This is a genomic window from Virgibacillus natechei, from assembly GCF_026013645.1.
GTDB classification, from domain to species: Bacteria; Bacillota; Bacilli; order Bacillales; family Amphibacillaceae; genus Virgibacillus_L; species Virgibacillus_L natechei.
Genome location: NZ_CP110224.1, coordinates 2,372,391 through 2,397,650, shown reverse-complemented (window position 1 = coordinate 2,397,650; position 25,260 = coordinate 2,372,391). Strand labels below are relative to the sequence as shown.

21 protein-coding genes and 2 riboswitches are annotated in these 25,260 nt (G+C 39.3%); of the genes, 12 read left to right on the top strand and 9 right to left on the bottom strand.

Going from position 1 to position 25,260, the window contains the following annotated elements; genetic code table 11:
- The first annotated feature begins 132 nt into the window (after positions 1-132).
- Complete coding sequence (locus OLD84_RS12435) at positions 133-4,542, top strand: S8 family serine peptidase (RefSeq protein ID WP_209462759.1); 4,410 nt, start codon at positions 133-135, stop codon at positions 4,540-4,542.
- Between the two features lie 94 nt (positions 4,543-4,636).
- A riboswitch (FMN riboswitch) is annotated at positions 4,637-4,786 on the top strand.
- A 154-nt stretch (positions 4,787-4,940) separates the two neighbouring features.
- Complete coding sequence (locus OLD84_RS12430) at positions 4,941-5,525, top strand: ECF transporter S component (protein ID WP_245301529.1); 585 nt, start codon at positions 4,941-4,943, stop codon at positions 5,523-5,525.
- A 115-nt stretch (positions 5,526-5,640) separates the two neighbouring features.
- On the opposite strand, the gene OLD84_RS12425 is transcribed toward OLD84_RS12430, so the two are convergent.
- The 3 genes from OLD84_RS12425 to OLD84_RS12415 are packed head-to-tail and all read right to left on the bottom strand — an operon-like array spanning position 5,641 to position 7,363.
- Entirely contained in the window at positions 5,641-6,003 is a 363-nt protein-coding gene (locus OLD84_RS12425; RefSeq protein ID WP_209462728.1) for a TraR/DksA C4-type zinc finger protein, read from the bottom strand.
- A gap of 15 nt (positions 6,004-6,018) precedes the next feature.
- Entirely contained in the window at positions 6,019-6,411 is a 393-nt protein-coding gene (locus OLD84_RS12420) for a hotdog fold thioesterase (RefSeq protein WP_209462729.1), read from the bottom strand.
- A 16-nt stretch (positions 6,412-6,427) separates the two neighbouring features.
- Positions 6,428-7,363, bottom strand: a complete 936-nt coding sequence (locus OLD84_RS12415) for a 1,4-dihydroxy-2-naphthoate polyprenyltransferase (RefSeq protein WP_209462730.1) — start codon at positions 7,361-7,363, stop codon at positions 6,428-6,430.
- 251 nt (positions 7,364-7,614) lie between these two features.
- Between OLD84_RS12415 and OLD84_RS12410 the strand changes: the two genes are divergently transcribed.
- The 8 genes from OLD84_RS12410 (at position 7,615) to ytkD (ending at position 15,868) form a co-directional block, all read left to right on the top strand.
- Complete coding sequence (locus OLD84_RS12410) at positions 7,615-9,000, top strand: isochorismate synthase (RefSeq protein WP_209462731.1); 1,386 nt, start codon at positions 7,615-7,617, stop codon at positions 8,998-9,000.
- A gap of 2 nt (positions 9,001-9,002) precedes the next feature.
- On the top strand, positions 9,003-10,742 hold the full coding sequence (menD, locus tag OLD84_RS12405) for a 2-succinyl-5-enolpyruvyl-6-hydroxy-3-cyclohexene-1-carboxylic-acid synthase (RefSeq protein ID WP_209462761.1): 1,740 nt from the start codon (positions 9,003-9,005) through the stop codon (positions 10,740-10,742).
- 4 nt (positions 10,743-10,746) lie between these two features.
- Entirely contained in the window at positions 10,747-11,556 is an 810-nt protein-coding gene (gene menH / locus OLD84_RS12400; protein WP_209462732.1) for a 2-succinyl-6-hydroxy-2,4-cyclohexadiene-1-carboxylate synthase, read from the top strand.
- A 43-nt stretch (positions 11,557-11,599) separates the two neighbouring features.
- Entirely contained in the window at positions 11,600-12,418 is an 819-nt protein-coding gene (gene menB, locus OLD84_RS12395; RefSeq protein WP_209462733.1) for a 1,4-dihydroxy-2-naphthoyl-CoA synthase, read from the top strand.
- 413 nt (positions 12,419-12,831) lie between these two features.
- Positions 12,832-14,289 (top strand): o-succinylbenzoate--CoA ligase, encoded by a 1,458-nt coding sequence (locus tag OLD84_RS12390; protein ID WP_209462734.1) that lies wholly within the window; start codon positions 12,832-12,834, stop codon positions 14,287-14,289.
- Between the two features lie 112 nt (positions 14,290-14,401).
- Entirely contained in the window at positions 14,402-14,722 is a 321-nt protein-coding gene (locus OLD84_RS12385) for a hydrolase (protein ID WP_209462735.1), read from the top strand.
- Positions 14,723-14,843: 121 nt separating this feature from the next.
- Positions 14,844-15,368 (top strand): hypothetical protein, encoded by a 525-nt coding sequence (locus OLD84_RS12380; RefSeq protein ID WP_209462736.1) that lies wholly within the window; start codon positions 14,844-14,846, stop codon positions 15,366-15,368.
- Between the two features lie 17 nt (positions 15,369-15,385).
- Entirely contained in the window at positions 15,386-15,868 is a 483-nt protein-coding gene (gene ytkD / locus OLD84_RS12375) for an RNA deprotection pyrophosphohydrolase (RefSeq protein WP_209462737.1), read from the top strand.
- 699 nt (positions 15,869-16,567) lie between these two features.
- Here ytkD and OLD84_RS12370 read toward each other — a convergent pair.
- The 4 genes from OLD84_RS12370 to pckA all read right to left on the bottom strand — a co-directional run bounded on the left by OLD84_RS12370 (position 16,568) and on the right by pckA (position 20,969).
- Complete coding sequence (locus tag OLD84_RS12370) at positions 16,568-17,374, bottom strand: ABC transporter permease (RefSeq protein ID WP_209462738.1); 807 nt, start codon at positions 17,372-17,374, stop codon at positions 16,568-16,570.
- Entirely contained in the window at positions 17,364-18,173 is an 810-nt protein-coding gene (locus OLD84_RS12365; protein ID WP_209462739.1) for an ABC transporter ATP-binding protein, read from the bottom strand. The genes OLD84_RS12370 and OLD84_RS12365 overlap by 11 nt, the downstream gene beginning before the upstream one ends.
- 13 nt (positions 18,174-18,186) lie before the next feature.
- The gene (locus OLD84_RS12360; RefSeq protein WP_209462740.1) at positions 18,187-19,176 is read right to left on the bottom strand and encodes an ABC transporter substrate-binding protein; all 990 of its coding nucleotides are present in this window, start codon (positions 19,174-19,176) and stop codon (positions 18,187-18,189) included.
- Positions 19,177-19,382: 206 nt separating this feature from the next.
- A complete protein-coding gene (pckA, locus tag OLD84_RS12355) occupies positions 19,383-20,969 on the bottom strand; it encodes a phosphoenolpyruvate carboxykinase (ATP) (protein ID WP_209462741.1) in 1,587 nt (528 codons plus the stop codon).
- A gap of 362 nt (positions 20,970-21,331) precedes the next feature.
- A riboswitch (SAM riboswitch) is annotated at positions 21,332-21,449 on the top strand.
- Positions 21,450-21,571: 122 nt separating this feature from the next.
- Between pckA and metK the strand changes: the two genes are divergently transcribed.
- Positions 21,572-22,783 (top strand): methionine adenosyltransferase, encoded by a 1,212-nt coding sequence (gene metK, locus OLD84_RS12350; protein WP_209462742.1) that lies wholly within the window; start codon positions 21,572-21,574, stop codon positions 22,781-22,783.
- A gap of 212 nt (positions 22,784-22,995) precedes the next feature.
- Here the strand turns inward: metK and OLD84_RS12345 are convergent, their stop codons facing one another.
- A complete protein-coding gene (locus OLD84_RS12345) occupies positions 22,996-23,511 on the bottom strand; it encodes a gamma carbonic anhydrase (protein WP_209462743.1) in 516 nt (171 codons plus the stop codon).
- A 97-nt stretch (positions 23,512-23,608) separates the two neighbouring features.
- Between OLD84_RS12345 and OLD84_RS12340 the strand changes: the two genes are divergently transcribed.
- Positions 23,609-24,676: a tetraprenyl-beta-curcumene synthase family protein gene (locus tag OLD84_RS12340; RefSeq protein WP_209462762.1), complete on the top strand. Its 1,068-nt coding sequence runs from the start codon at positions 23,609-23,611 to the stop codon at positions 24,674-24,676.
- Positions 24,677-24,699: 23 nt separating this feature from the next.
- Here the strand turns inward: OLD84_RS12340 and OLD84_RS12335 are convergent, their stop codons facing one another.
- A complete protein-coding gene (locus tag OLD84_RS12335; protein WP_209462744.1) occupies positions 24,700-25,260 on the bottom strand; it encodes a tRNA 5-(aminomethyl)-2-thiouridylate-methyltransferase MnmM in 561 nt (186 codons plus the stop codon).

Below are 25,260 nucleotides of genomic sequence, written 5' to 3'. Positions count from 1 at the left end.
AGGGAGGCTCGTGTATTTTTAGCAGTGTTCTTTTCAATGTGTGTAGAGTTTTAAAATGGAGAGGAGGAATAGATTTTGAGACATAAGAAAAAGCGTCAATTTAGAGCATTTAGTATTGCAGCATCTTTTCTAATGACTTTTTCTTTAATTACACCAGGACTAGCTCATGCAGAATCTAATAAAAAATTACACGAGTCTTTAAATGACCCCCGGCAACAAGCTAAGGTGAGTGATCGTTTAGTAGAATCATTTAGTGATGATGAGGACGAAAAAGTAACTTTTTTAATTAAATTTAGCGAAACAACGGATACGGCGAGCATCGCTGAAGAAGCAAGGGTTAATGCTGACCAAGCAAATCTATCAGCACAAGAAGCAAAACACACCCAGCGATCAGCAGTTGTTTCTGAACTAAAGACAACGGCACTGACTGCTCAGGCGGATGTAAAAGCTTATCTTGAACAAGAAGTTGAAAATGGCAATGCCGACAATATTAATTCCTATCATATTGTAAATGGCATGGCTGTTACCGCCACAAAAGAAGTAGCGGAAAAAGTTTCAGGATTTGCGGAAGTTGAAAAGGTACTACCTAATGAAATACGTGAATTGCATGAAACAACGGTAACAGAGGAGGAAGCTCCACAATCTGAAGTTGCTGATATTGAATGGAATGTTGAGCAAATTGGTGCACCAGCAGCTTGGGATATGGGGGCAGATGGTTCTGGAACCGTTGTCGCAAGTATTGACACAGGTGCTGAGTGGGATCATCCGGCTCTAAAAGAAAATTATCGTGGTTACGATGCTGCAACGGGTGAGGTTGATCATGAATTCAACTGGTTTGATGCACCAGAAGGTGAAGAGGAACCGTATGATCCTAATGGACATGGTACACATGTCACAGGAACAATGGTTGGAGCTGAGCCTGATGGATCCAATCAAGTCGGAGTTGCGCCTGGGGCAGAGTGGATTGCCGTTAATGCATTTGATTCTGGTGGAAATGCAACCGATGCAGATTTATTAGCAGCGGCAGAGTGGATTTTAGCCCCAACGGACTCAGATGGAAATACCAATGTTGATATGGCACCAGACGTCGTGAATAACTCATGGGGCGGTGGGCCAGGTCTTGATGAATGGTATCGTGATGTTGTTCAGAACTGGAGAGCAGCAGAAATTTTTCCAGAATTCTCAGCTGGCAATACAACATTAACGAACCCAGGTGGACCTGGATCAGTAGCAGTTCCAGCAAACTATCCTGAATCATTCGCTACTGGTGCAACGGATAGTAATGATGAACTGGCAGACTTTTCTTTACGTGGACCTTCACCATATGATGAAGTGAAACCAGATATTTCTGCTCCTGGTGTTAATATTCGTTCTTCCGTACCAGGTGGTGGATATGAAGGTGGCTGGAATGGAACATCCATGTCAGGACCTGCCGTCTCAGCGGTAGTTGCTCTATTAAAAGGCGTGGATTCAAGTTTAACAGTTGATGAAATTGAAGAAATTATAGAATCGACTGCAACAACGTTAACAGATGATGAATATCCAGATGCACCTAATAATGGATATGGTCATGGATTAGCTAATGCACATGATGCCGTAGCATCCATCGTAGATGGGCTTGGTACTTTGCAAGGGCAAGTTACGAAAGATGGTGAAGATACAGAAGCACCTACTTTTGGTCATGAAGCGCCAACTGAAACATATGCTGGTATGGATTTAGATTTATCTATTCAGGCAAGTGATAATATTAGTGTCACTTTAGTTGAATTGAACTATCAAGATACTAATGGAGAGTGGCAATCAGTTGAGGCGTCACTTACTTCTGGAAATTATACAGATGGAGAATATGTTGCAACAATCCCTGGAGAGGATATTGATGGCGATTCTCTAACCTATTACTGGGTAGTTGATGATTTCGGAAATAACGAAGTAACGAGTGATGAATATGTTGTATCAGTAGAACAAGGCATAACGGTAGGGTATTCTGAAGACTTTGAAACAGAACCTACTGGATGGACTGTGTTTGGTGAAATGAATTCATGGGAGTGGGGTGAGCCAACATCTGGACCAGGCGAAGCATCAACTGGAGAGCATGTATATGCAACGAATCTTAATGGTAATTATGATAACGATGCAAATACAACACTTATGATGCCACCAGTTGATCTACCTGAAGGAGATTCCTATCTTCAATTCGATCAATGGTTTGACATTGAATCTGGTTGGGATTACGGACATGTATTTATTTCGACAGATCAAGAAGACTGGACACCGCTAATGGAAATGACTGGCGAGTCTGATGGATGGGAAAGTGCTGAAGTTGATCTATCAGAATACAGTGATCAACGTGTTTATATTGGTTTTAACCTAACATCTGATGTCACGATAAATGAAGAAGGACTATATATCGATGATGTGGCATTGTCTGATTCGACAGAAAGTGATGGTGCATCAGTAGGACTTGAACGTAACAATGATCTTGAAGTGGAAGATAAGGAAAAAGCCGACTTAAATGAACGAGTAGATCCAAATAAAATACTTCCAGTGGAAGAAGAGCCTATAGCAGAGCAAGCAATAAATCCAGCAGCACTACCTGTCGGTGCACAGGTTAATGTGGTTGAAACGGATCGTTCGACCAATACAGATCCGGCAGATGGAACGTATTCCTTGCTGCATGCTGCGGGAGAATTTACGGTTCAAGCTGAAGCTTATGGATTCCATTCAGCTGAACAAACCGTAACGATTGAAGATGATGAAACAACGCAGGCAAACTTTACGTTAGAAGAAGTCGATCAAAATACAGTAAGTGGTACCATTACAGATGAAGCAACAGATGAACCGATAGAAGGTGCGACGATTATTCTGATGGAAGATGCTAATGTGACACCTGTAGAGACAGATGCGGATGGTAGCTATTCTCTAACCGCGTATGAAGATACGTACACCTTAAGAGTGTTGGCGAGTGGTTATCATACAGAAGAAGTGGAAGTGAATCTGGATGAGGACTCTACAGTAGATGTTGCGCTTGAACCTTTCTACACCATTCCAGGTGGTGAAATTGGTTACGATGATGGAAATGCAGACAATGCTCGTGCTTTCTTCGATGCAGGTAATGGTTGGTCTGTAAAAATGTCATTATCAGAGGGGCAAGATACAGCAGTAGTAACGGATGGGGTTTTCCAGTTTCACGATGAAGAATTCCCAGATCCAGGTGGTACAGCTTTTGAAGTTGAAGTATGGGACGCTACGGGTGCAGATGGAACTCCAGGTGAGAAAATTGCTGGACCAGTAGAAGCAGAAGCAATTCGTGATCTTGATGAATGGACAGTTGTTGATTTGTCCGATCATAGCATCACAGTTGACGGCGATTTCTATATGGTGTATATCCAAACACAACCAAATACAGGTGCCCCTGGTTTAGCTACGGATGAAACTAGTCCTAATGCTGAACGTAGCTATCAATATGTAGGCGGGGAATGGTCACAATCTCCTGCAGATGAAGGGAATTACATGATCCGTTCTCGTGTTAGCTATGAGGCTGAAGAACCTGTTATTACTTCACCAGCCGAAGACTTTATAACAAACGAAAGTGAATATACAGTGGAAGGTACTGCTTCACCGACCACTACTGCTCAAGTATTTAATAATGAAGAAGAGGTTGGAAGTGCTGAAGTTGGAGATGATGGTGAATTTGCCATACCAACAGCGTTAACAGAAGGTGAAAATGAAATTACAGTAGTATCCTTTCTTGATGGAACTTCTGTAGGGGAATCTGAACCAGTTATCGCAACACTAGATACCGAAGCGCCGGAACTGACGATAGACACTCCTCAGGACGGGGATCGAACAAATAGTGAAACGGTAACGGTAGAAGGAACGGTTTCAGATGACCATCTTGATACAGTAGAAGTTAATGGACAAGAAGCGGAAGTGACTGATGGAAGCTATTCAGAACGAATCATGGTTGACAATGGGGAAAATGAAATAGAAGTTGTTGCCAGTGATCTAGCTGGAAATACGGAAACGCAGAACGTCACGATAGATGTTAATTATACTGCACCAGAGATTGAAAACGTAAATCCAACCGAAGATCAGTATATTCAAGCTGGAGAAACGGTTACGATCGAATTTGAAAGCGAGCCAGGATTAGATGCAACATTCTCAATCCTTATGCCGCTAACAAATGGTCAGATTTCGAATGCAACGGAGTTACCAATGCAGGAAACGTCTGATGGACACTATGTTGGCTATTACACTGCGACTAGTAATGTTCAAGCAGAGAATGCGGTTATTGAAGTCAGTGTCGTTGATGGATATGGTAATCAAGCGACTGAACAAGCTGAAGGCACCGTAACGATCAACGAAGAAGATGATAACGGTAACGGCAATGGTAATGGTAATGGCCTTCCAGGCTTTGGTGATGGTCATCCTGGCAACGGAAATGGTCCTCCTTTTGGTGATGATCATCCTGGCAACGGAAATGGCCCTCCAAGCTTTGGTAGTGGTCATCCAGGCCAAGGAAACGGTCCAGGAAATAATTAAAGGCTGACAAAGATTGTTTAGTAGAAAGAAAGAATGAAACAATTTGCAAAAAGTTAAAAAGTATGTATAATAAAAGTAACAATATTATACGATTCCATATCTTCGGGGCAGGGTGAAATTCCCGACCGACGGTAAGGAGCTTATATTAAGCTCTAAGTCCGTGACCCACAAAGCATTTTGCGAAGTGGTTGATCTGGTGAAATTCCGGAACCGACAGTTACAGTCTGGATGGGAGAAGATGTAGAGCCAAATTAGGTGCATAGTGTGCCTTGAATTTCCTGTGATAGTTAAACCCTAAAGCCCCATTAGGCTTTAGGGTTTTGTTTATTTTTAATCTAGGGATAGGCAAATCCTTCATCACGAGATTGGAATCGTAAAAGATGAAGGAGGAGAATATGATGCAACCTACAAACATGCAATCATCTAAGCTTTTGAAACTTATTATTTTAGCTTTAATGGGAACGATATCGCTAGTCTTGTTCTTTTTAAATTTTCCGTTACCACTGTTACCAGCTTATTTAAAGATTGATTTTAGTGAGGTACCGGCATTAATTGCAGCCTTTATATTTTCACCTATTGCAGGTGTTATCGTAGTTGCGATTAAAAATTTACTGTACTTACTTGTATCCGGAGCAGGTGACCCGATAGGTGTTTTTGCAAACTTTTTGGCAGGTGTTATGTTTATTGTGCCAATTTCAGTGATTTACCATAAATTTAAAGGAGTCAAAAGCATTGTTTCAGGTTTGGTGACAGGTACAATTGTTATGGCTTTAGGTATGAGTGTGTTAAATTATTTCTTTATTTTACCAGCATATGCATGGTTTATGGGCTGGGAAATGACGGGACAGATAAAATGGATATCCGTAATTGCAGGTGTTCTGCCATTTAATATTATTAAAGGGATCGTTGTAGGATTATTGTTTATTCCCTTATTTGTAAAAATGCGCAATTGGATAGAACAACAGCAAGCAAAGGTAATATAGGATAGATAGAATAAGCTAATCCATAGAGGATTAGCTTTATTCTAGCTATAGGCGACCGAAAACTTGTCCACTACAATAAAGTCCGCCCCCTTTCAAAAAGGGGGCGGACTCCACATTATTCTTCTTCTTCGACCAGGTTCCTTGCAGCCGGCTGTGCTTCAAGTCGCTCTATTGGTATTGGTTTTCCTGATTTCTCACTTAAACCGTATGTCCCGTTGGCAATACGTTCCAGCGCATCATTAATATCCTGCAGGCGATCTTCTCGAACGAGATCAAGGCCAGCATCACGCTCCTGCTCAAATTGTTCTGTACCTAAATCGCCTGGGTGATTAGCATGGTCTGCCAGTTCTTGTGTTTCATCATTCGGGTTGGTGCCTTTATTTGATTCAAGTTTTTCCTCATTCTCATTTTTCAGTTCTTGTAAACGTTTTTTGATATGCATTATTTTTTCATCCGTAAGTTTTTCATGTTTGGTCATAGGAACCACCTTTGTTTAATTGTTCGCTTTTCTTGGGACAACTCCGATTGTGCATCTTGATGCAGATATAAGGTTATCTTGTTCATCCACTATTTTGATATCCCATACCATCGTTGTTTTTCCTATATGCAGTGGAGTAGCTTTAGCTGTTACGACACCGTCACGTTTGCTTTTTATATGATTTGCGTTAATTTCAATCCCAAATACAATTGATTTTTCAGGATCCACTTGTGCATTTGCACCGATACTGGCAGCCGTTTCTGCAAGTGCTGCACTTGCTCCACCATGTAAGAATCCAGCTGGTTGATGGGTTCGCTTATCAACAGGCATTGTCAGCACAACTAAATGTTTATCCAATGATACTAACTCGATACCAAGTGCTTCTATTAGTGTGTTTTCTAAGGTCATAGGTAATGTCTCCTCCTTAAATAAACGAGCTGATCAATAACGATAAACCAAGTAAAGATCCATAGATGGTATTTGTTTTTCCAGTAGCGACCATTGCTGGCATCATTTCAATTGGTTGTGTTTTCCCGCGGAAATTTTTAATAACTTCTATTGCCTTTTTCACACTAAGAAATGTAATTATAGACCATAAAGGGAGCATTCCTGCTATAATAAAGATTGCAGTAAACCCATAGGCCGCGATAAATAATATGGCCAAGAAATTAACGGCCTTTTTCCTGCCAAGTAAAATGGCGATTGTCTTACGGCCGTTTTCTTTGTCATTATCTAGATCCCGAATGTTATTTGATAACATTATGCTTCCAATGAAGATAGCTACTGGAATGGAAATCCAGATAACAGTTGCGGTTACGGTTTGCGTTTGAATGAAATAGCTGATACCTATAATGACGGTTCCCATCAGAAATCCGGAAAAAAGTTCACCAAATGGGGTGTATGCAATCGGGTAGGGTCCTCCTGTATATAAATAACCGATAATCATACTTACTAAACCAATTACTGCAATCCACCAGCTGGAAGCGATACATATATAGATGCCAAGCAGTAATGCGACCCCAAAGAATGAGAAAGCAATGGTTAAAATTGTTTTTGGTTTAATACCATCTCGTACAATTGTACCGCCAATGCCTACAGAATTCTCATTATCGAGTCCACGAACAAAATCATAATATTCATTAAACATATTCGTTGCAGCTTGAATAAGCATGGATGCTACCAACATAGCGATAAATAGCAATATGTTTATAGAATCATGTGTAAAAGCTAACATTGAACCAACAAAGACTGGGACGAATGACGCTGTTAAGGTATGCGGGCGTAATAAGCGCCACCAGATTTGAAAACCTTCTTTTTCATTTAAAGCCTGTTTTATATCTATTTTATCTGTCGATTGCATGGAAGTTCTCCCCCTGAAATATATCAATATCATTAATATAAGGAATTTAGTATAGCCTGTCAATTTTCGAAATTTGAAAAATACTTGTTAATTGCTATCAGTAGGTTAGAAAGTTTTCGTTATCGATACGAAAGAGTGATAAATTCTTCTTGACGTAATAGTGAAAAATAACCCCTTTCCTTGAGAATCAAGCGAAAAGAGAATAAAATAGAAATAAAGTTTACCATCGGAAGTGTAACGGAGGTTAAAAGATGATTGAAGTCAAGGAAACACCAATAGAGGAACTATTAGACAGGGTCATTTCAAATTTGCCTTCTAATAAAAAGTATCAGCTAGTAAGTATCACAAAAAAAATTAAAGAAGTGAATACCCTTCACTTTTTCGAAGGTGCTAAAGCACTTAATAAAGATCGCATATTTTGGACAAGCACTGCAGAACAATATGATGTTGTTGGCATTGGCAATGCGTATGAAATTCATGCAAAAGAAAATCGTTTTGAAATAACAGAGAATAAATGGAATGAATTGTTGGCTAATGCAAAGATTTTTAATCCATACCAAGTAGCAGGTACTGGAGTAGTAGCGCTTGGTGGAATGGCGTTTGATCCGAAAAAGGAGCAAACACATTTATGGGAAAAATTTAGCCCGAGTCAGTTCACGATACCAGCGTTTATCTTAACAAAAAATAATAATAATTATTATTTTACAATAAATACGTATGTGACAAAAGATGACCATCCCCGTCAATTGGCAACGGAAATAGAACATCAAGAATCATTATTATTTCGTAATATGGAACAACCATCCGATCATTTAACGATTAATGAAAAAATAGAAGTTAAACCAGATAAATGGAGAGAAACCGTTCGTCAAGCTCGAGAAGCGATTCGTACAAACAAAGCTGAAAAAATTGTATTGGCGCGTGAGATGCGTTTGAAATTTAATAAAGAAGCAAATATTGCCTCCATTCTCCAAAAACTAATCGATAAACATGCTAATAGTTATATTTTTGCATTTGAAAAGGGAGAGGATTGCTTCGTTGGAGCAACCCCAGAACGATTAGTCAAACTTAACGGGGAACAGCTATTATCGACATGTTTAGCAGGTACAGCCCCAAGGGGTAAAACAAAAGAAGAAGATTTGAAAATCAGCCAGGATCTTCTGAAAGACGAAAAAAATCGTCAGGAACATGAATTTGTTGTTAAAATGATTAAGGGAGCGCTGGAAACGTATAGTACAGAAATTGAAATTCCAAACGAACCAATTGTCTATCCGCTAAAAAATTTACAGCATTTGTATACACCCGTTACGGCTATTCTAAAAGATGGGTACAGTATCTTTGATATCGTGAAGCAATTACACCCCACCCCAGCACTTGGTGGAACACCAAACAAGGAATCAATGGCTTTTATTCGTGATCATGAATTATTGGATCGTGGCTGGTACGGAGCACCGGTCGGTTGGTTGGATAGTAACCAAAACAGTGAATTTGCTGTAGCCATTCGCTCTGGGCTTATACAAGGAAATGAAGCTTCCTTATTTGCAGGTGGTGGCATTGTAAAAGATTCCAATCTGGAAGAAGAATACGAGGAAACGACCATTAAATTTAAACCAATGCTTTCCGTCCTAGGAGACTAATGATGAACCATATAGAAGTTTTAACACGTTATACAGCAAATTTCATAGATGAACTTTCAAAAAACGGCTTAACGGATATTGTTATTTCACCAGGATCCAGATCAACGCCTCTTGCATTAACAGCGTCTGAGCATAAAGGTATTAAAGAGTGGATCATTCTTGATGAACGATCTGCTGCCTTTTTTGCACTAGGTATTGCCAAAGAAACCAAACGTCCAGTTGCCCTTATTTGTACTTCTGGTACAGCAGCAGCTAATTATTTTCCTGCAATTGTCGAAGCATATTATAGTAGGGTTCCCTTACTGGTTCTAACAGCTGATCGCCCACATGAATTAAGAGATGTCGGTGCGCCACAAGCCATTGAACAAATTAAATTATATGGGGACTATGTAAAATGGTTTCATGAAATGGCATTGCCTGAGGCTACACCTAATATGTTAGGATATGTAAGAAGCAAGGCAGGAATTGCCATTTATAAGGCTGAAGAAGGAAACGCAGGACCTGTCCATTTAAATTTTCCATTACGAGAGCCGCTTCATATAGACTTTTCTTTGGATAATATATGGGGGAGCGAGAATGAAAAACCCTTCACTTCAACATTTGATGGAATGAAAAAACTGCCAGATCAACAAGTACAACAACTTGTAGACAGACTCCAACGTAAAAAGAAAGGCATTATTGTTTGTGGACCACAGATAAATGAACATTTTGCAGAAGCCATTACACGACTTGCAGCGAAATGGGGACTTCCTATACTTGCGGATCCCTTATCCCAGGTGAGAGCAGGCAATCATGATAAAACTCAAATTATTGAAGGTTATGATGCTATTTTGCGTAGTGAAGCAGTTCGTGAACAGCTGAAGCCAGACTTCATTATACGTTTTGGAGCAATGCCTGTATCCAAGCCCTATCTTTTTTACGTAAAACAGCATCAACATGCCACGCAGTTTATTGTGGAAAATCATGCAGGATACCGAGAACCTGCAGGTAATAGAACGGAAATTATTTTTGCCGATCCAATCTTACTTTGTGAAGATCTTATAGCAGCATCACCTGGTATGGATGTAGATAGTCACTGGTTGAGAACATGGCAGGACATGAATCAGACAGCAAAAAAACACTTACTGTCTGGATCAAGCAATCAAGTAACTGAGGGAGAGGCTGTAAGAGGTCTAATGGATGTTATTCCTACTAACAGCAGTTTATATGTTGGTAACAGCATGGCAGTGAGAGACGTGGATACATTCTTCATGACAACGGATAAGCACATTTCCATTTTAGCCAATCGTGGAGCTAACGGAATCGATGGAATGATATCAAGTGGACTTGGTGCCGCTACTACTGGAAAGCCCATAACCTTATTGCTTGGAGATTTGTCTTTCTTTCATGACATGAATGGGTTACTGGCGTCAAAGCAATATAAGCTTAATCTAACAATCGTATTAATTAATAATAATGGGGGCGGGATCTTTTCCTTTTTACCACAAGCAAAGGATCCAAAACACTTTGAAGCATTGTTTGGCACGCCGGTGGATATTGATTTTGGACAAGCGATTACGATGTATGGTGGAAGTCACACCGTCGTTACGCATGAAGCGGAACTAAAAGATGTACTCACAACCAGTTATCAGGAGCTAGGGTTATCCGTTGTCGAAGTGAAAACGGAAAGAACTGAAAATGTAGAATGGCATCGTGAAAAGTGGCAAGCAATTGAGCAAGAACTCTTAAAGAAGGGGGAATGATTCGTTGTATTATGCTATAAATGATGCCACCTATTGGTATGAAATAGATGGGAATTCGGCTAAACCTCCTGTCGTTATGCTTCACGGCTTTACAGGGAGTACGTCCACATGGTCGGATTTTGTTTCGAATTGGAAAAGTGAGTTGAGAATTATTACAATTGACTTACCTGGTCACGGGCAAACTCAAACACCAACCCCCAGAACAATAGAAGCATGTTGCGAAGAATTAAAAGGATTGTTTCAGTTTCTGCAGCTTGAAGAAATTGTTTTGCTTGGCTATTCAATGGGGGGGAGAGTGGCTTTATCTTTTGCTATGCTTTATCCTGCGTTTATTCAATCATTGATCCTTGAAAGTGCTTCGCCAGGTCTAGCGTACAAGGAAGATCGAGATCAACGGATAGAGAAAGATGAAATGCTTGCACACAAACTAGAAACAGAAGGTGTACAGAAATTTATTGATTTTTGGGAGTCTATCCCTATGTTTCAATCCCAGCGAAATTTATCCATTTCTGTACAAGAGAATATTCGAAAGGAGCGTTTAGCTCAATCTGCTGATGGGCTGGCGCAATCGCTTCGTTATATGGGAACGGGTTTTCAGCCTTCTTGGTGGGAACAGCTTAAGCACTTCACAAAACCGATTTTATTACTAAATGGCGAATATGATGAAAAATTTATTTCGATCAATAAACGTATGAAAGACCGCATGTATGCAAGTGATTTGAAGGTTATTGAACAGGCAGGTCATGCAATTCATGTGGAACAACCTGAAATTTTTGGTAAACTAGTTATAGCGTTTATTAAGCAGCAAAGGTAAAAATTTGCTACATATAAGAAACATATTATAAGGAGGAAATTGAATGACTGTACAATGGGAGCAAGTAAGGCAATATGAAGAAATTATATACGAAAAATACGATGGTATTGCGAAGGTGACAATAAACAGACCTGAAAAACGCAATGCTTTTACACCGCTAACTGTAAACGAAATGATTAATGCATTCACAGATGCGCGAGATGATTCATCCATCGGTGTAATTATTTTAGCTGGTGCTGGTGATAAGGCATTTTGTTCTGGGGGTGACCAATCTGTTCGCGGTCATGGTGGTTACGTTGGAGGTGACGAGGTACCTCGTTTAAATGTTCTAGATTTACAGCGGTTAATTCGTACGATTCCAAAGCCAGTAATTGCAATGGTTTCAGGCTATGCAATAGGTGGAGGACATGTACTTCATGTTGTTTGTGATTTAACGATAGCAGCAGAGAATGCTGTATTTGGTCAAACCGGACCGAAAGTTGGAAGCTTTGATGCGGGGTATGGTGCTGGTTACTTAGCGCGTATGGTTGGTCATAAGCGTGCGCGTGAAATATGGTATCTATGTCGTCAGTATAGTGCCGATGAAGCGTATGAAATGGGACTGGTAAATACAGTTGTACCCGTAGATAAACTAGAAGAAGAAACCGTGCAATGGTGTGAAGAGATTCTTGATAAATCACCTACCGCTTTGCGATTCCTAAAAGCATCTTTTAATGCAGATACAGATGGTTTGGCAGGGTTGCAGCAAATGGGCGGCGATGCAACACTTCTTTATTATACAACGGATGAGGCGAAAGAAGGAAGAGACGCTTTCAAAGAAAAAAGAAAGCCTAATTTCAAACAGTTCCCACGCTTTCCGTGATGGATGGTTATTAAAGTGCGTGTTCAAAATGGAGGATAAATAGGACCGCATCGGTTAAGTTCGCCACGTCCTGTGGCAACACCGACACTAGCACGTCCTGTGCGTTGAAAGTTCGAGGCGGCGCAGTTTGGAGCAGCGGAATGTATGTTTTTAGATACATGAGCAAACGCTCTAGCACGCAGGAAAAGTGTTTTTCTTTTCCAAGGAGCGGATAAACAAGCCAACGAGCTTCCACAGGATGTGGTGACTTCTGCGTTGCCCACAGGACGTGGGCGATTTTAGCAGAAGCTCCCCTAGACGTGTCATATTTACCGGACTTTTTGAACAACTTCTTAAAGGAAAAACCTTTGCTTTCTCAACTAGCAAAGGTTTTTCCTTTATACAGTACAACAGCTTAGAGGAGGATTTAAATTATGTCTGAAATCATACCACATTGGTTAACCAAGCAAGCATTCTTGGCACCGAAACAAATTGCAATTGAAACAAAAGAAGGCGATAAAATTACTTTTTTGGAACTAAACGAAAAAAGTGAGCAATTTGCTAAAAAGCTAGCCAGTAGTGGAGTAACGAATGGGGCGCATGTTGGTATTTTTTCAACGAATAATGTCTCCATGGTTATTGCTATCCATGCACTTAGTTATCTTGGCGCTGTATCTGTGATGTTAAATACAAAATTGACAAAAGAAGAATTGCATTATCAAATTAGTGATGGAAAGGTTAGGACTGTCTTAGCTTGTGACAGCCTTGGTCCGTCCATCAGGCAAATGAACTTCCCTGTCGATGTAAAGACTTTTACAGATATAGACAAGCAGCAGGAGAGCGAAGTGACGTTACTTCAAGAAATTAATTTGGATGATGCATTTACTATTATATACACTTCTGGGACAACTGGTTTTCCAAAAGGAGTTGTCCATACATTTGGAAATCATTGGTGGAGTGCCACTGGATCCGCATTAAATCTAGGGTTGCGTGCAGAGGACAAATGGTTGGCAGCTTTACCGATTTTCCATGTTAGTGGCTTGTCTATTTTTATTAGGAGTGCCATATATGGAATGCCTGTTTACTTACTTGAAAAATTCGATGAAAAGAATGTTCATGAGGCAATTATGTATCGTGAAGTAACCATCGTTTCGATTGTAACCGTCATGTTGCAAAGACTCATCAACCTGCTAGAGGAGGGTGGAAATAGGTATCCACCTTCCTTTCGCTGCATGCTGTTAGGTGGAGGCCCAGCACCAGAACCATTGCTGGAAAAAGCGAAAAAAAGAAACATACCTGTTTTTCAGTCTTACGGCATGACCGAAACGGCGTCACAAATTGTAACACTCAGTCCTGAGGATGCTTTAAATAAAATAGGTTCAGCTGGAAAACCTTTATTTCCTGCGCAATTAAAAATTAATAGCCAAAATAATGATCAGGTTGGAGAAATCTTAGTCAAAGGCCCAATGGTGACGAAAGGTTATTTTAATAATTCAGATGCCACTAAAAAAGCAGTTGCAAATGGCTGGCTGGCTACAGGCGACTTAGGCTATGTAGATCAATCTGGTTTCTTGTATGTCGTAGATCGCAGAAAAGACTTAATCATCTCTGGTGGAGAAAATATTTATCCGTCAGAAATCGAAAGTGTTCTTTCAGGGATGGATGAGGTTAAAGAAGTTGGGGTTGTTGGAAAAAACGATGATACATGGGGGAAGGTTCCGGTTGCATTTATCGTGGGGAACAGTACGTTAACAGAAGAAGCATGTATAGCATATGCAGCCAATTATTTGGCTAAGTATAAATTACCAAAGCAAATTTATTTTATTGATAAGTTACCTAGAAATGCTTCCAATAAATTAGTAAGAGCGAGTTTATTGGAATTACTGAGCTAACGAAGTGTTTTACTTGCAAATTCAAAGTTATTCGCCCATCAAAAATCATACATAAAATTACATACATGCTTCTACTGATTTTAGGTAAATTAAGTATAGGAGGTGTACTGTGATGGAAAAGAAAAAGTATTATGTAAATGTTGGGACTGGGGAAATTTCTCAGATCAGCTATGATGATAATGATGATTTTATTATTCATGCAACGAAAGACGAGGTGGCACAATTACGTTCAAAATTAAATCATTTGCACGATGCAAGCTTTGGAACGTTTATCCGTGCCCATATACCGATTATGCCATACCATAATGACAAATCTAATGACGATTATGATCGTAATATTACAGAAGCATTTCAAATGCTATACGACTGTGGCGATGAACAAACAAAATCTCATATTGTAGAGATGGGTGTTTTAACTGATAATCATATGTAAATAGTATAAGGAATAGGATACTTAAAATGTGTTCTATTCCTATATTTCTGGTTTATCCTTCTAGTGTATAAGGAATAATAGTAATAGAATAGAAAAACTTATACATATCAAGGAGGTTAACATGAATATGGATGCGAAAAAATTGACGTTGGTTTTCAGTTCTGGAATTATTTTACTATTAATCGTACTTTTTAATACAAATGTAATGCAGACAACATTAGCAAACGAGAATGCTGAAACGGAGCAGCATGATGAAGATGTAGAAGAAATCACACATGAACAGATTGTTTCTTTAACAGATCAGTTTATGAATATGCTGGTACAGGATGCAGATGACCATTATAAAGTTATGAATTATGATACAATAGATGAATTGCTAAATGATTTTGAACAGATTGCAACAAGGGAAACAGTAGAACCGTATGTTGACTATTATTATACTGAGGAATCAGACGGATTGTATATTCTTCCAACGGAAACACCACCATGGTTCGTGGAAGGAAATGCATATGATGTGTTACAATTAGATGAAACACAAGTAAAAGTTATACAGGAGAATCAAACGGTTTTCTATGATGACTATACGATCGAGATTGCGTTTACTTTTGATAAAGAATGGAAGATTACAAATATAAGTATTAATTAATAAAGGTAGTTGACATCATGTATACATTCAAGGATTACTATAATAACGAAGTAAAACTTTCATTTGATGATCATCCTTTTTCATTGGAACCAAAACATGTATGGGTTGTATGCAGACACAAGGATAAATGGCTCCTAACAAAACACAAAGGCAGAGGGTATGAATTTCCTGGAGGCAATGTAGAAGAAGGCGAGAATGCAAAAGAAGCCGCCATCCGTGAAGTAAAGGAAGAAACAGGCGGTAATGTAGAAAAAATCTATTATATTGGCCAATATAACGTTACGGGTCGAAATGAAACAGTGATCAAAAATGTTTACTTTGCTAAAATTAATCAACTTATTCAACAAGACACTTATTATGAAACGGAAGGCCCGATCTTATTGAAAAAAATCCCATCCAATGTAAGATACAATCATTTATATAGCTTCATTATGAAAGATGGGGTCCTAGACTATTGCATGAAACAGATAAGGAAAACGAGGCTACTCGCAAGAGCCTAGTTTTTCCTATAGGCTCAATTCACAAGCATTGTTGCTTTTAAATCTTCGGAGTTGATATAAAAGACGACGAAACTACTGTTTGCTTAAGTATTTTGCTATAAACGCCGTTCGGGATCGCTCCGGGAGGATGCTTTCCGCGGGTACGGCCTGAGCCTCCTTGCCCCGGCGAGGGGTATGCCGACGTTGTCCGCAAAGGACGGTTTAGTCGGCCTTCCTTAGGATATTCCTCCGGGGTCTTCAGACTCGTGCTGGGACTGCGATTACTTGCCCCATCGAAAACATTTGTTCCCGCAGGAGTCACCGCCCTTCGCTCACCCGAACTGGTGAGGCGGTTCGATGTTTTGAATATTGATTACAAATGCTATTGAGCGGTAGTAACGGGAATTCCAGCGGAGGAAATACATGGAGACTCCGGCGGGAGGAATGGCCTAGGTGAGACCCCGGAGTGCGTTAGCACGAGGAGGCTCACCAGCCGCCCGCGGAAAGCGGATTGTATTTCCGTAGCGGGTATAAAAAGCACCACCCTTAATTTCAATTTACGTCGTCTTTTATAGCTTTTGTGCCAAAAACAACAATTCTTTACAGTGGGACGAGTAATCGCAGTCCCAATCTTTTAGAAAACAGCCTTCTTATAAGATACACAATCTAAAGTTGTTAGAAAAACCTCTATGAGAATGCAATAGTGATGATGAACAATTATTAGGTTGAATGTTTGATCAGCCACTTCTCTAATTTCTCAATAAGCTTATACATAATTGCTGCAAATATTGCAATGACAACTAAACTCGACATAACAAGTGTAAAATCAAACACTTGGAATCCGTAAATAATTAAATACCCTAATCCTTGTGTTGAAACGAGGAATTCACCGATGATGACACCAACCCACGACAGTCCAACATTGACTTTTAAAGTTGAAATCATGACTGGGAGCGTCGCAGGGAAAATAGCTTCTTTAAAGAGTTGCCATCTTGTAGCACCAAAGCTAATCAATACTTTTTCGTAGTTTGGATCAACTTCATTAAAGCCTGAATAAACGACGAGTGTCGTGATGATAACGGAGATGATCGCACCCATCATGATGATGGATAGATAGCCAGGTCCAAGTGCCACAATGATTATCGGTCCAAGCGCCACTTTAGGCATAGCGTTCATAATAACAAGGAAGGGATCCATAATTCTGGCAAATCGTCTTGATGACCATAGTAATGTAGCAATTACGATACCGACAACGGTTCCAATAATGAATCCTAGAACGGTTTCAAAAAGCGTTACTTGGATATGTGTAATCATGGAGCCATTAGCAAATCGATTGACGAGTAAATCTAATACCCTTGTAGGGGAACTGAATATTAACGGGTCAATCCAATAGAGTCTACTCGCCATTTCCCATAGTCCAAAAAATGCCACCAAAATACTAATTTGCCAAGCGAATACAATCTTCTTTTCACTTTTTAATTGATTTTTATATTTCTCAAACAGGTGATGATCTGATTTAGTCACCATTCTCTTTTGACACCACCTTTGATTCTGTTGTTACGATTTCCTCTTTATCCAACTCTTTCCAAATTTTTTCAAATATAATATGATATTTTGGATGCCTTCTTACTAAAAATGGTTCTTCATTACGTAATTCAATTGGAACCTCAAAAACCTTTGAAATGGTGCCAGGATTGGTATCCATAATAAAAATACGATCACTCATTGCAATTGCTTCACCGATATCATGTGTTACAAGAACGGTCGTTTTATGATACATTTTTAGTAATTGTGATACTAAATCTTCAAGTTTAAGTTTAGTTTGATAATCCAGGGCTGAAAAAGGTTCATCCAATAGTAATATTTTAGGATTGTTAATGAGTGTACGAACAAGTGCAACCCGTTGGCGCATTCCACCAGAAAGCGAGGCAGGGTAAGCGTTTGTTACATCTGATAAACCTACTTCTTTTAATAACTCCAATGCTGTTTCTTTTGCTTCTTCTGTCTTGTTTTTGGATATTTTTGGTCCTAGTAACACATTATCTAGGATTGTTTTCCAGGGAAACAAGTAATCCTGTTGTAGCATATATCCAATCGCCATCTCGGAATCGCTAATGGGCCTTTGTTGGAGGAGTACATTACCGGCAGTTTGTTTCATAATTCCAGCAATGATAGAAAGAATAGTTGATTTTCCGCAGCCGCTTGGGCCCAGCAAGGCAATGAACTCGCCTTCTTTAACCGAGAAGGATATGTTAGCTAAAGCTTTTGTGTAACTTTCTTTAGAAAAGTAATGGTGCTCGACTTGATCTAAGGTTAGAAATGACAAATGATCCCCCTCCTTAGTTATTAACTACTTCTTCAGCAAACTCCGTATTTACCAGTTCATCGTATGGTACATCTGCTGGAAGTTCGCCGGCGTCATCCATAATATTTTTCAGGTTCTCCCATCCTTCCACGTCCAAGGTAGGATCCGTAGCAAAGGAATCCTGACTCTTATAACGATCGATAGATGCAGTCAACATATCCAGATCACTATCTTCAAAATATGGTTCGATCACTTCTGCTATTTCTTCAGCACTACTATCTTCCACCCATTGTTGGGCTTGATAAATTGCTCTCGTAAATTTACTAATTTCTTCGTCGTTTTCATCCATGTAACTTTGTTTTGCCATAAATACCGTGTAAGGGACATTGCCGGATTCCTCGCCGAAGGAAGCAACAATATGCCCATTACCTTCTGCTTCAAATACACTTGCTGTTGGCTCAAATAATTGAACATATTCATAATCACCAGATGCAAACGCGCCTGGAATATTTCCAAAATCAATGTTCTGGCTTAAATCTAGGTCAGCATGTGGATCAATACCATGGTTTTTTAACACAGACTCACCGACCATCTGTGGCATACCACCCACACGTTGTCCTAAGAAATTACTATCTCTAAGATTCTCCCATGTGAAATCAGGTTGTTCTTCTTTCGCAACGAGAAACGTTCCATCTGTCTTAGTTAATTGTGCAAAATTGATTGCATAATCACTGGAATCCTGTGCGTATACATAGATAGAAGTTTCTGAACCAACCAAGGCAATATCAGCACCGTCTGATAACAGGGTCGTCATCGTAGTATCACCGCCCCATGTTGTTTGCAATTCAACATCCAATCCTTCTTCTTCAAAAAAACCTTTTTCAATTGCAACATATTGCGGCGCATAGAAAACGGAACGTGTTACTTCAGCCAGGCTGATGGACGTATTTCCACTGTCATTACATGCGGCAAGGAAGATAAACAGAGCAATGGAACATACAACTAAAAATTTTGTTCGTTTCATAAAGGTTGACCTCCTCCAGCGTTATAATTTAATGTCAACACAGTTTATGCTTACCTGAAAAATGTGTGAATGCCCAGTGTGGGCTCTACTTTCTAAATGAAGAATCTATTAAATAATGCAGAAAAAAGCCGACCTCTGTGTTAGAGATCGGCTGCGGATAATTCCGCCTTATATAAAATCCTTTTGGGATGAGGATACAATATTTGTTATGAACGATAAATTGGACCTGCTTGCTGAATAGCAGTACTTACTTGTGTGAATTTCTTAAAGTTCTCGTGAAATTTCATAGCAAGTGACTTTGCTTCATTATCATATGCTACCGGATCTTCCCATGTATGCTTAGGAATTAACACGTCATCTGGAACTCCAGGAACATGGATTGGCATATCTAAGCCAAAGATCTCATCCTGTGTTGTTTCAACCGAGTTCAATTCACCCTCTAAAGCAGCGTGTATCATAGCACGAGTATAGAGCAGCTTCATTCGATTTCCAGTACCATAAGAACCACCAGTCCAGCCTGTGTTCACTAAGAATACATTCGACTGGTAGAGGTCGATTTTTTCTCCTAGCATTTTAGCATAAGTCGCTGGTGCTAATGGTAGGAAGGGAGAACCAAAGCATGCAGAAAATGTTGCCTGAGGTTCTGTTATTCCGCGCTCTGTGCCAGCCAATTTACTCGTATATCCACTCAAGAAATGGTACATTGCTTGCTCTTTTGTTAATTTACTAATAGGTGGCAATGTTCCAGATGCATCTGCCGTTAAGAAAATAATCGTATTCGGATGTCCCGCAACACTTGGTGTAATAATGTTATCAATGTTTTCCACAGGATATGCGGCTCTTGTGTTTTCGGTTAATGACGTATCATCATAATCTGGAAGTCGCGATTCTTCATCCAGAATTACATTTTCCAACACGGATCCGAACCGGATGGCATTAAATATTTGTGGTTCTTTTTTCTCGGAAAGGTTGTTACATTTTGCGTAACATCCACCTTCGATATTGAAGACACCACTTGGACTCCAACCATGCTCATCATCACCAATTAAACGCCGGTAGGGATCAGCAGATAAGGTTGTTTTTCCTGTACCTGAAAGGCCAAAGAATAAAGCAACATCTCCCTCTTGGCCAACGTTTGCAGAACAATGCATCGATAAGATATTGTTCCTTGGTAATATATAGTTCATAATAGAGAATATTGATTTTTTAATTTCACCAGCGTATTCTGTACCACCGATTAGAATAACCCGCTCTTTAAAAGAAATAATAATAAATGCTTCTGAATTTGTACCATCAATTGCAGGATCAGCTTTGAAAGTTGGTGCTGAAATTACTGTGAAATCAGCCTCATGTGATGCTAGTTCTTCATCTGTTGGATTAATGAATAACTGACGAGAGAACAAGTTATGCCAAGCATATTCGTTAATAACTTGAATCGGTAATCTAGAATTGGAATCCGCACCAGCAAATCCTTTAAATTGATATAATTCATCTTTTTCCATTAAATAAGCGGTTACTTTCTTGTATAACTTATTAAAAGCCTTTTCATCAATTGCTTTATTAACGGGTCCCCAATCAATAAACTCCTCGCAAGATTCATCTTTCACAATAAATTTATCTTTTGGCGAACGCCCAGTATATGCGCCTGTAGTAGCACGAACTGATCCTGTTGCGGTTAAAACACCTTCATTCTTCGATAGGATTTTCTCAACCAATCTGGGAACAGACAGATTCTTTTGTAAATTGTCATGAGAATATAGCTCGTTTTTAATAAATGATTCTACCGTTTTCATATATGATACCCGCCTTTTGATGAATTTGTTTAAAAAATGGAATATAAAATTATCATATGCTTTAATTTACAAATAGTATAACACATTAGTTAAATTAGTCCATACTATTTAAAAGATTTCTTTTGATGAATTTTCATTAAGCTTTATATCGGAGTTTAACGAGCGGTTAAACTCCGACTTAAAAATGGAGTTAGAGTGAAAAGTTTGGGTAGGGTAACAATACGGATAAGTATGAAATTACATCGAAAACATTTGTACGTCATAAAACCCTCATTGAATGAAGCTTTATTTTATCGTATTTATAGAATGAATCGGTTGACATAATAGGCCTCTTTCGATAAGCTAAATTACGTATGGATACTCTCTTATTCAGAGTTGGTGGAGGGACAGCCCCTATGAAGCCCAGCAACCGTCACACCAGTGAAAAGGTGCTCACCTGATGCAAGGATTATAGTAGTATATTTCCTTGAATAATAAGAGTGAAAGGATATACCACCTTTCCTCATGTTGCAGGAAGGGCTTTTTTTTGCACTTTGAATAATAAAGAAACATAATTAATGAATAGAGTACCGTAACATAATATTGAGGGAGGATTTAGCCGTATGGCTCCAAATCGCCGTTTATTTACATCTGAATCTGTAACAGAAGGGCATCCAGATAAGATGTCTGATCAAATATCAGATGCTATCCTGGATGAAATTTTAAAAAATGATCCGCATGCGCGTGTTGCATGTGAGACAACTGTAACCACAGGGCTTGTGTTAGTTTCTGGAGAAATTACTACAAGTACATATGTGGATATACCTGCGATTGTCCGTCAAACAATAAAGGATATAGGATATACGCGTGCTAAGTTTGGTTTTGATGCCGACACATGTGCTGTATTAACAGCAATCGATGAGCAATCTGCAGATATTGCAGGTGGGGTCGATCATGCACTTGAAGAACGTCAAGGGAAAATAAGTGATGAAGAAATCGCTTCAATTGGTGCAGGTGATCAAGGTCTTATGTTTGGCTATGCATGTGATGAAACCGAAGAATTAATGCCATTGCCAATTTCATTAGCTCATAAACTGGCAAAACGTTTATCAGACATGAGAAAAGAAAAAGTTCTTTCCTATCTACGTCCGGACGGGAAAACACAGGTAACCGTTGAATACGATGAGAATAACAACCCAATTAAAGTGGATACAATTGTTATTTCAACACAGCATCATCAGGATATAACCATTGAGCAAATTGAAAAAGATTTAATAGAACATGTTATACGCCCAGTGGTTCCTGCTAGTCTATTAGACGAAACAACTAACTATTTTATTAATCCAACCGGACGTTTTGTTATTGGGGGACCTCAAGGAGATGCGGGCTTAACAGGCCGTAAAATTATGGTCGACACCTATGGTGGGTATGCGCGTCATGGAGGTGGTGCATTCAGTGGAAAAGATTCAACGAAAGTCGATCGTTCCGCTGCGTATGCAGCCCGGTATGTAGCTAAAAATATTGTTTCAGCTAAATTAGCAAAAACATGTGAGGTGCAACTCGCCTATGCAATAGGTGTTGCGGAGCCTGTGTCAATTGCGGTCAATACATTTGGAACTGGTGTCGTGAGTGAAGAAGACTTCGTTTCAGCGATTCGGGAGATATTTGACTTACGGCCGGCAGGAATTATTCGTATGCTTGATCTGCAAAAGCCAATTTTCAGAAGCACAGCTGCCTATGGTCATTTTGGGAGAACAGATATTATGTTTCCGTGGGAGAAAACGGATAAAGTAGAAGAGTTAAAGGCACTCGTGGAAAAATATAAAACAGTTTAAAAACAAGCCATACAGCAGATGGTTGTATGGCTTGTTTTATAACCTAATGAGTGAAAATGTAAGGGGGAGTGATAACGAAATCACCCCCATCGATTTCAGTTGAAAAAAGTAAAAAATAAGACTTAAAGCCGATAAAGAAATCGGCTTTTTTACCGATTTCTACTAATCCGACCTCTAGTCTCTGACCTCCAGAATACGCACCAGCGCAATTGTTATAGGTTGGTGTGATTTTTATAATACTGCCCTTTTTCAACGTAAGATGTTCGTACCCGTTCCATTTCAGCATAGTCTTCTTTTGTCAAATCACGAATAACTTTTGCGGGTCTTCCCATTGCTAATGTGTTTGCAGGTATCTTTTTTCCAGGTGGGACAAGACTTCCCGCGCCAATAAATGCGTTTTCCCCAACTTCAGCTCCGTCCAATAGGATAGAGGCCATACCGATTAATGCGTTTTTACGAATGATTGCAGAATGCAAGGTAACTTGATGTCCAATTGTTACATCGTCTTCAATGATTAAAGGGTTATTGGGACTTTGGTGAAGCATGGATAGGTCCTGAACACTGACTCTTTTTCCAATTCGAGTTGGTGCAACGTCTCCGCGTATCACAGTCTTAAACCATATACTCGAATGTTCATCAATCGTTACATCGCCGTTTACGAGTGCATCTTTCGCGATAAATGCTGTTTCATGAATGGAAGGTATTGTATTTTTATAATGGTCTATCATTTGAATCCTCCTAATTATTATGGTGGTATATACAGTATAACAAAAAATACCGAATTGACGTTTCATACGATCTATGAAAGGAGTAATTGGTTTGACAATGCGTGTACCTATAACGGCTTTGACTTTAATGAACAGCGTATACAGAAAAATTTTCCCTGCAGTCAATCAAGAATTAACACACTGGAAAAATCGTGCTGAGCAGATACCAGATGAAGAATTACGTAAACAAGCACTAGCTAGTATTGAAACAAAAAGATTCCACTGTCAGGGCGGAGGGGTTTACGCATTGCTAGCAGGGTATGAATGGAGAGAAGCAATCCGTTTTATCGTGGCTTATCAAACGATAAGTGATTACCTGGATAATTTATGTGACCGCAGTACATCAATGGATCCAGCTGATTTTCGTTTGTTGCATGATGCGATGATTGATGCATTGAAACCAGGAAATACGATAAAAAACTATTATGCGTTACGGGATGTACAGTTAGACGGAGAGTATTTAGCGGATCTCGTTCGAACATGTCAAAAAACGTTGCGAAACCTTGATGATTATTCTATTATACAGGGCTATTTGTTAAAGCTTGAGGCAATGTATGGGGATCTCCAAGTACACAAACACGTTAAAGTTGAAGAGCGAATCCCACGATTAACAAATTGGTATGATAGGCATACAGAGGAATCCCCTGGGTTGAGCTGGTATGAATTCTCCGCTGCAGCAGGATCTACTTTGGGAGTTTTTTGTATGGTTTCCTATACAATGAACGGAAAAATGACAGCGGATTTGGCTGAGAAAATTTATCAGAGCTACTTTCCATACATGCAAGCCTTACATATTTTACTGGATTATTATATTGATCAGCATGAGGATATGGTGGAAGCGGATTTAAATTTTTGCAGCTATTATCCAGACCAGGATGTAATGAAGGAACGGCTTACTTATTTTATTGGACAAGTAAATAAACACGTTCAAGTGTTGCCGAATCAATCTTTTCATGAAATGATTCATCAAGGATTAGTTGGTTTATATTTAGGTGATCCAAAGGTAAAGGAAATAGATGGAGGGGCCGAAATGACAAGGGAACTGTTGCGAACGAGTGGCTACAGGTCTCGTTTCTTCCATTGGAATACTAGGATGTATTATAAAATTAGTGGAAAAACTGGATAAGCCGAGTTACGGCTTCGTCCGTTTTACCTCTTTTGAATGGCTAAAACAAAAGGCGGGTTATTTTTTTGGTTAATGAATTCATGTTTTAACACACTAAATTCCTTTTGATTTAGACTGGTTAAGTACTCCAATAACGATTCTTTTTCCTGCTTGCCACCTTGATGCCCGTGGTATACAACGATTACGATAAGGCCATTCTTTTTAAGGTGACGTAATATGGAATGAATAGCTGATAATGTGGATTCACCTTTTGTGATAACGGACTTATCACTATTTGGCAGGTAGCCTAGATTAAATATGGCTCCACCTATTTCTTGATTTGCAGATACATGATTAAAAATGTTGGCGTGGCTGTCTTGAATGACTGTTACATTGGTACATTTATGATCATCTAATAATTGCTTCGTATTGATAATAGCTTGATTTTGAATATCAAAAGCGAGTACATGGCCACTGTCTCCAATTATTTTACTCAGAAATAATGTGTCATTTCCATTTCCGCATGTAGCATCAATAACCGTTTCTCCTTTATTGATCGATCCTTCTAATAGTTCGTGCGCATAATGAAGTATTCCGCTTAGCAT

Excerpts from the sequence above, each read along its gene's own strand:
- OLD84_RS12435 (WP_209462759.1), top strand. The coding sequence starts at position 133 with ATGACTTTTTCTTTAATTACACCAGGACTAGCTCATGCAGAATCTAAT.
- OLD84_RS12430 (WP_245301529.1), top strand. The coding sequence starts at position 4,941 with ATGCAACCTACAAACATGCAATCATCTAAGCTTTTGAAACTTATTATT.
- OLD84_RS12425 (WP_209462728.1), bottom strand. The coding sequence starts at position 6,003 with ATGACCAAACATGAAAAACTTACGGATGAAAAAATAATGCATATCAAA.
- OLD84_RS12420 (WP_209462729.1), bottom strand. The coding sequence starts at position 6,411 with ATGACCTTAGAAAACACACTAATAGAAGCACTTGGTATCGAGTTAGTA.
- OLD84_RS12415 (WP_209462730.1), bottom strand. The coding sequence starts at position 7,363 with ATGCAATCGACAGATAAAATAGATATAAAACAGGCTTTAAATGAAAAA.
- OLD84_RS12410 (WP_209462731.1), top strand. The coding sequence starts at position 7,615 with ATGATTGAAGTCAAGGAAACACCAATAGAGGAACTATTAGACAGGGTC.
- menD (WP_209462761.1), top strand. The coding sequence starts at position 9,003 with ATGAACCATATAGAAGTTTTAACACGTTATACAGCAAATTTCATAGAT.
- menB (WP_209462733.1), top strand. The coding sequence starts at position 11,600 with ATGACTGTACAATGGGAGCAAGTAAGGCAATATGAAGAAATTATATAC.
- OLD84_RS12390 (WP_209462734.1), top strand. The coding sequence starts at position 12,832 with ATGTCTGAAATCATACCACATTGGTTAACCAAGCAAGCATTCTTGGCA.
- OLD84_RS12385 (WP_209462735.1), top strand. The coding sequence starts at position 14,402 with ATGGAAAAGAAAAAGTATTATGTAAATGTTGGGACTGGGGAAATTTCT.
- OLD84_RS12380 (WP_209462736.1), top strand. The coding sequence starts at position 14,844 with ATGAATATGGATGCGAAAAAATTGACGTTGGTTTTCAGTTCTGGAATT.
- ytkD (WP_209462737.1), top strand. The coding sequence starts at position 15,386 with ATGTATACATTCAAGGATTACTATAATAACGAAGTAAAACTTTCATTT.
- OLD84_RS12370 (WP_209462738.1), bottom strand. The coding sequence starts at position 17,374 with ATGGTGACTAAATCAGATCATCACCTGTTTGAGAAATATAAAAATCAA.
- OLD84_RS12360 (WP_209462740.1), bottom strand. The coding sequence starts at position 19,176 with ATGAAACGAACAAAATTTTTAGTTGTATGTTCCATTGCTCTGTTTATC.
- pckA (WP_209462741.1), bottom strand. The coding sequence starts at position 20,969 with ATGAAAACGGTAGAATCATTTATTAAAAACGAGCTATATTCTCATGAC.
- metK (WP_209462742.1), top strand. The coding sequence starts at position 21,572 with ATGGCTCCAAATCGCCGTTTATTTACATCTGAATCTGTAACAGAAGGG.
- OLD84_RS12345 (WP_209462743.1), bottom strand. The coding sequence starts at position 23,511 with ATGATAGACCATTATAAAAATACAATACCTTCCATTCATGAAACAGCA.
- OLD84_RS12340 (WP_209462762.1), top strand. The coding sequence starts at position 23,609 with ATGCGTGTACCTATAACGGCTTTGACTTTAATGAACAGCGTATACAGA.
- OLD84_RS12335 (WP_209462744.1), bottom strand. The coding sequence starts at position 25,260 with ATGCTAAGCGGAATACTTCATTATGCGCACGAACTATTAGAAGGATCG.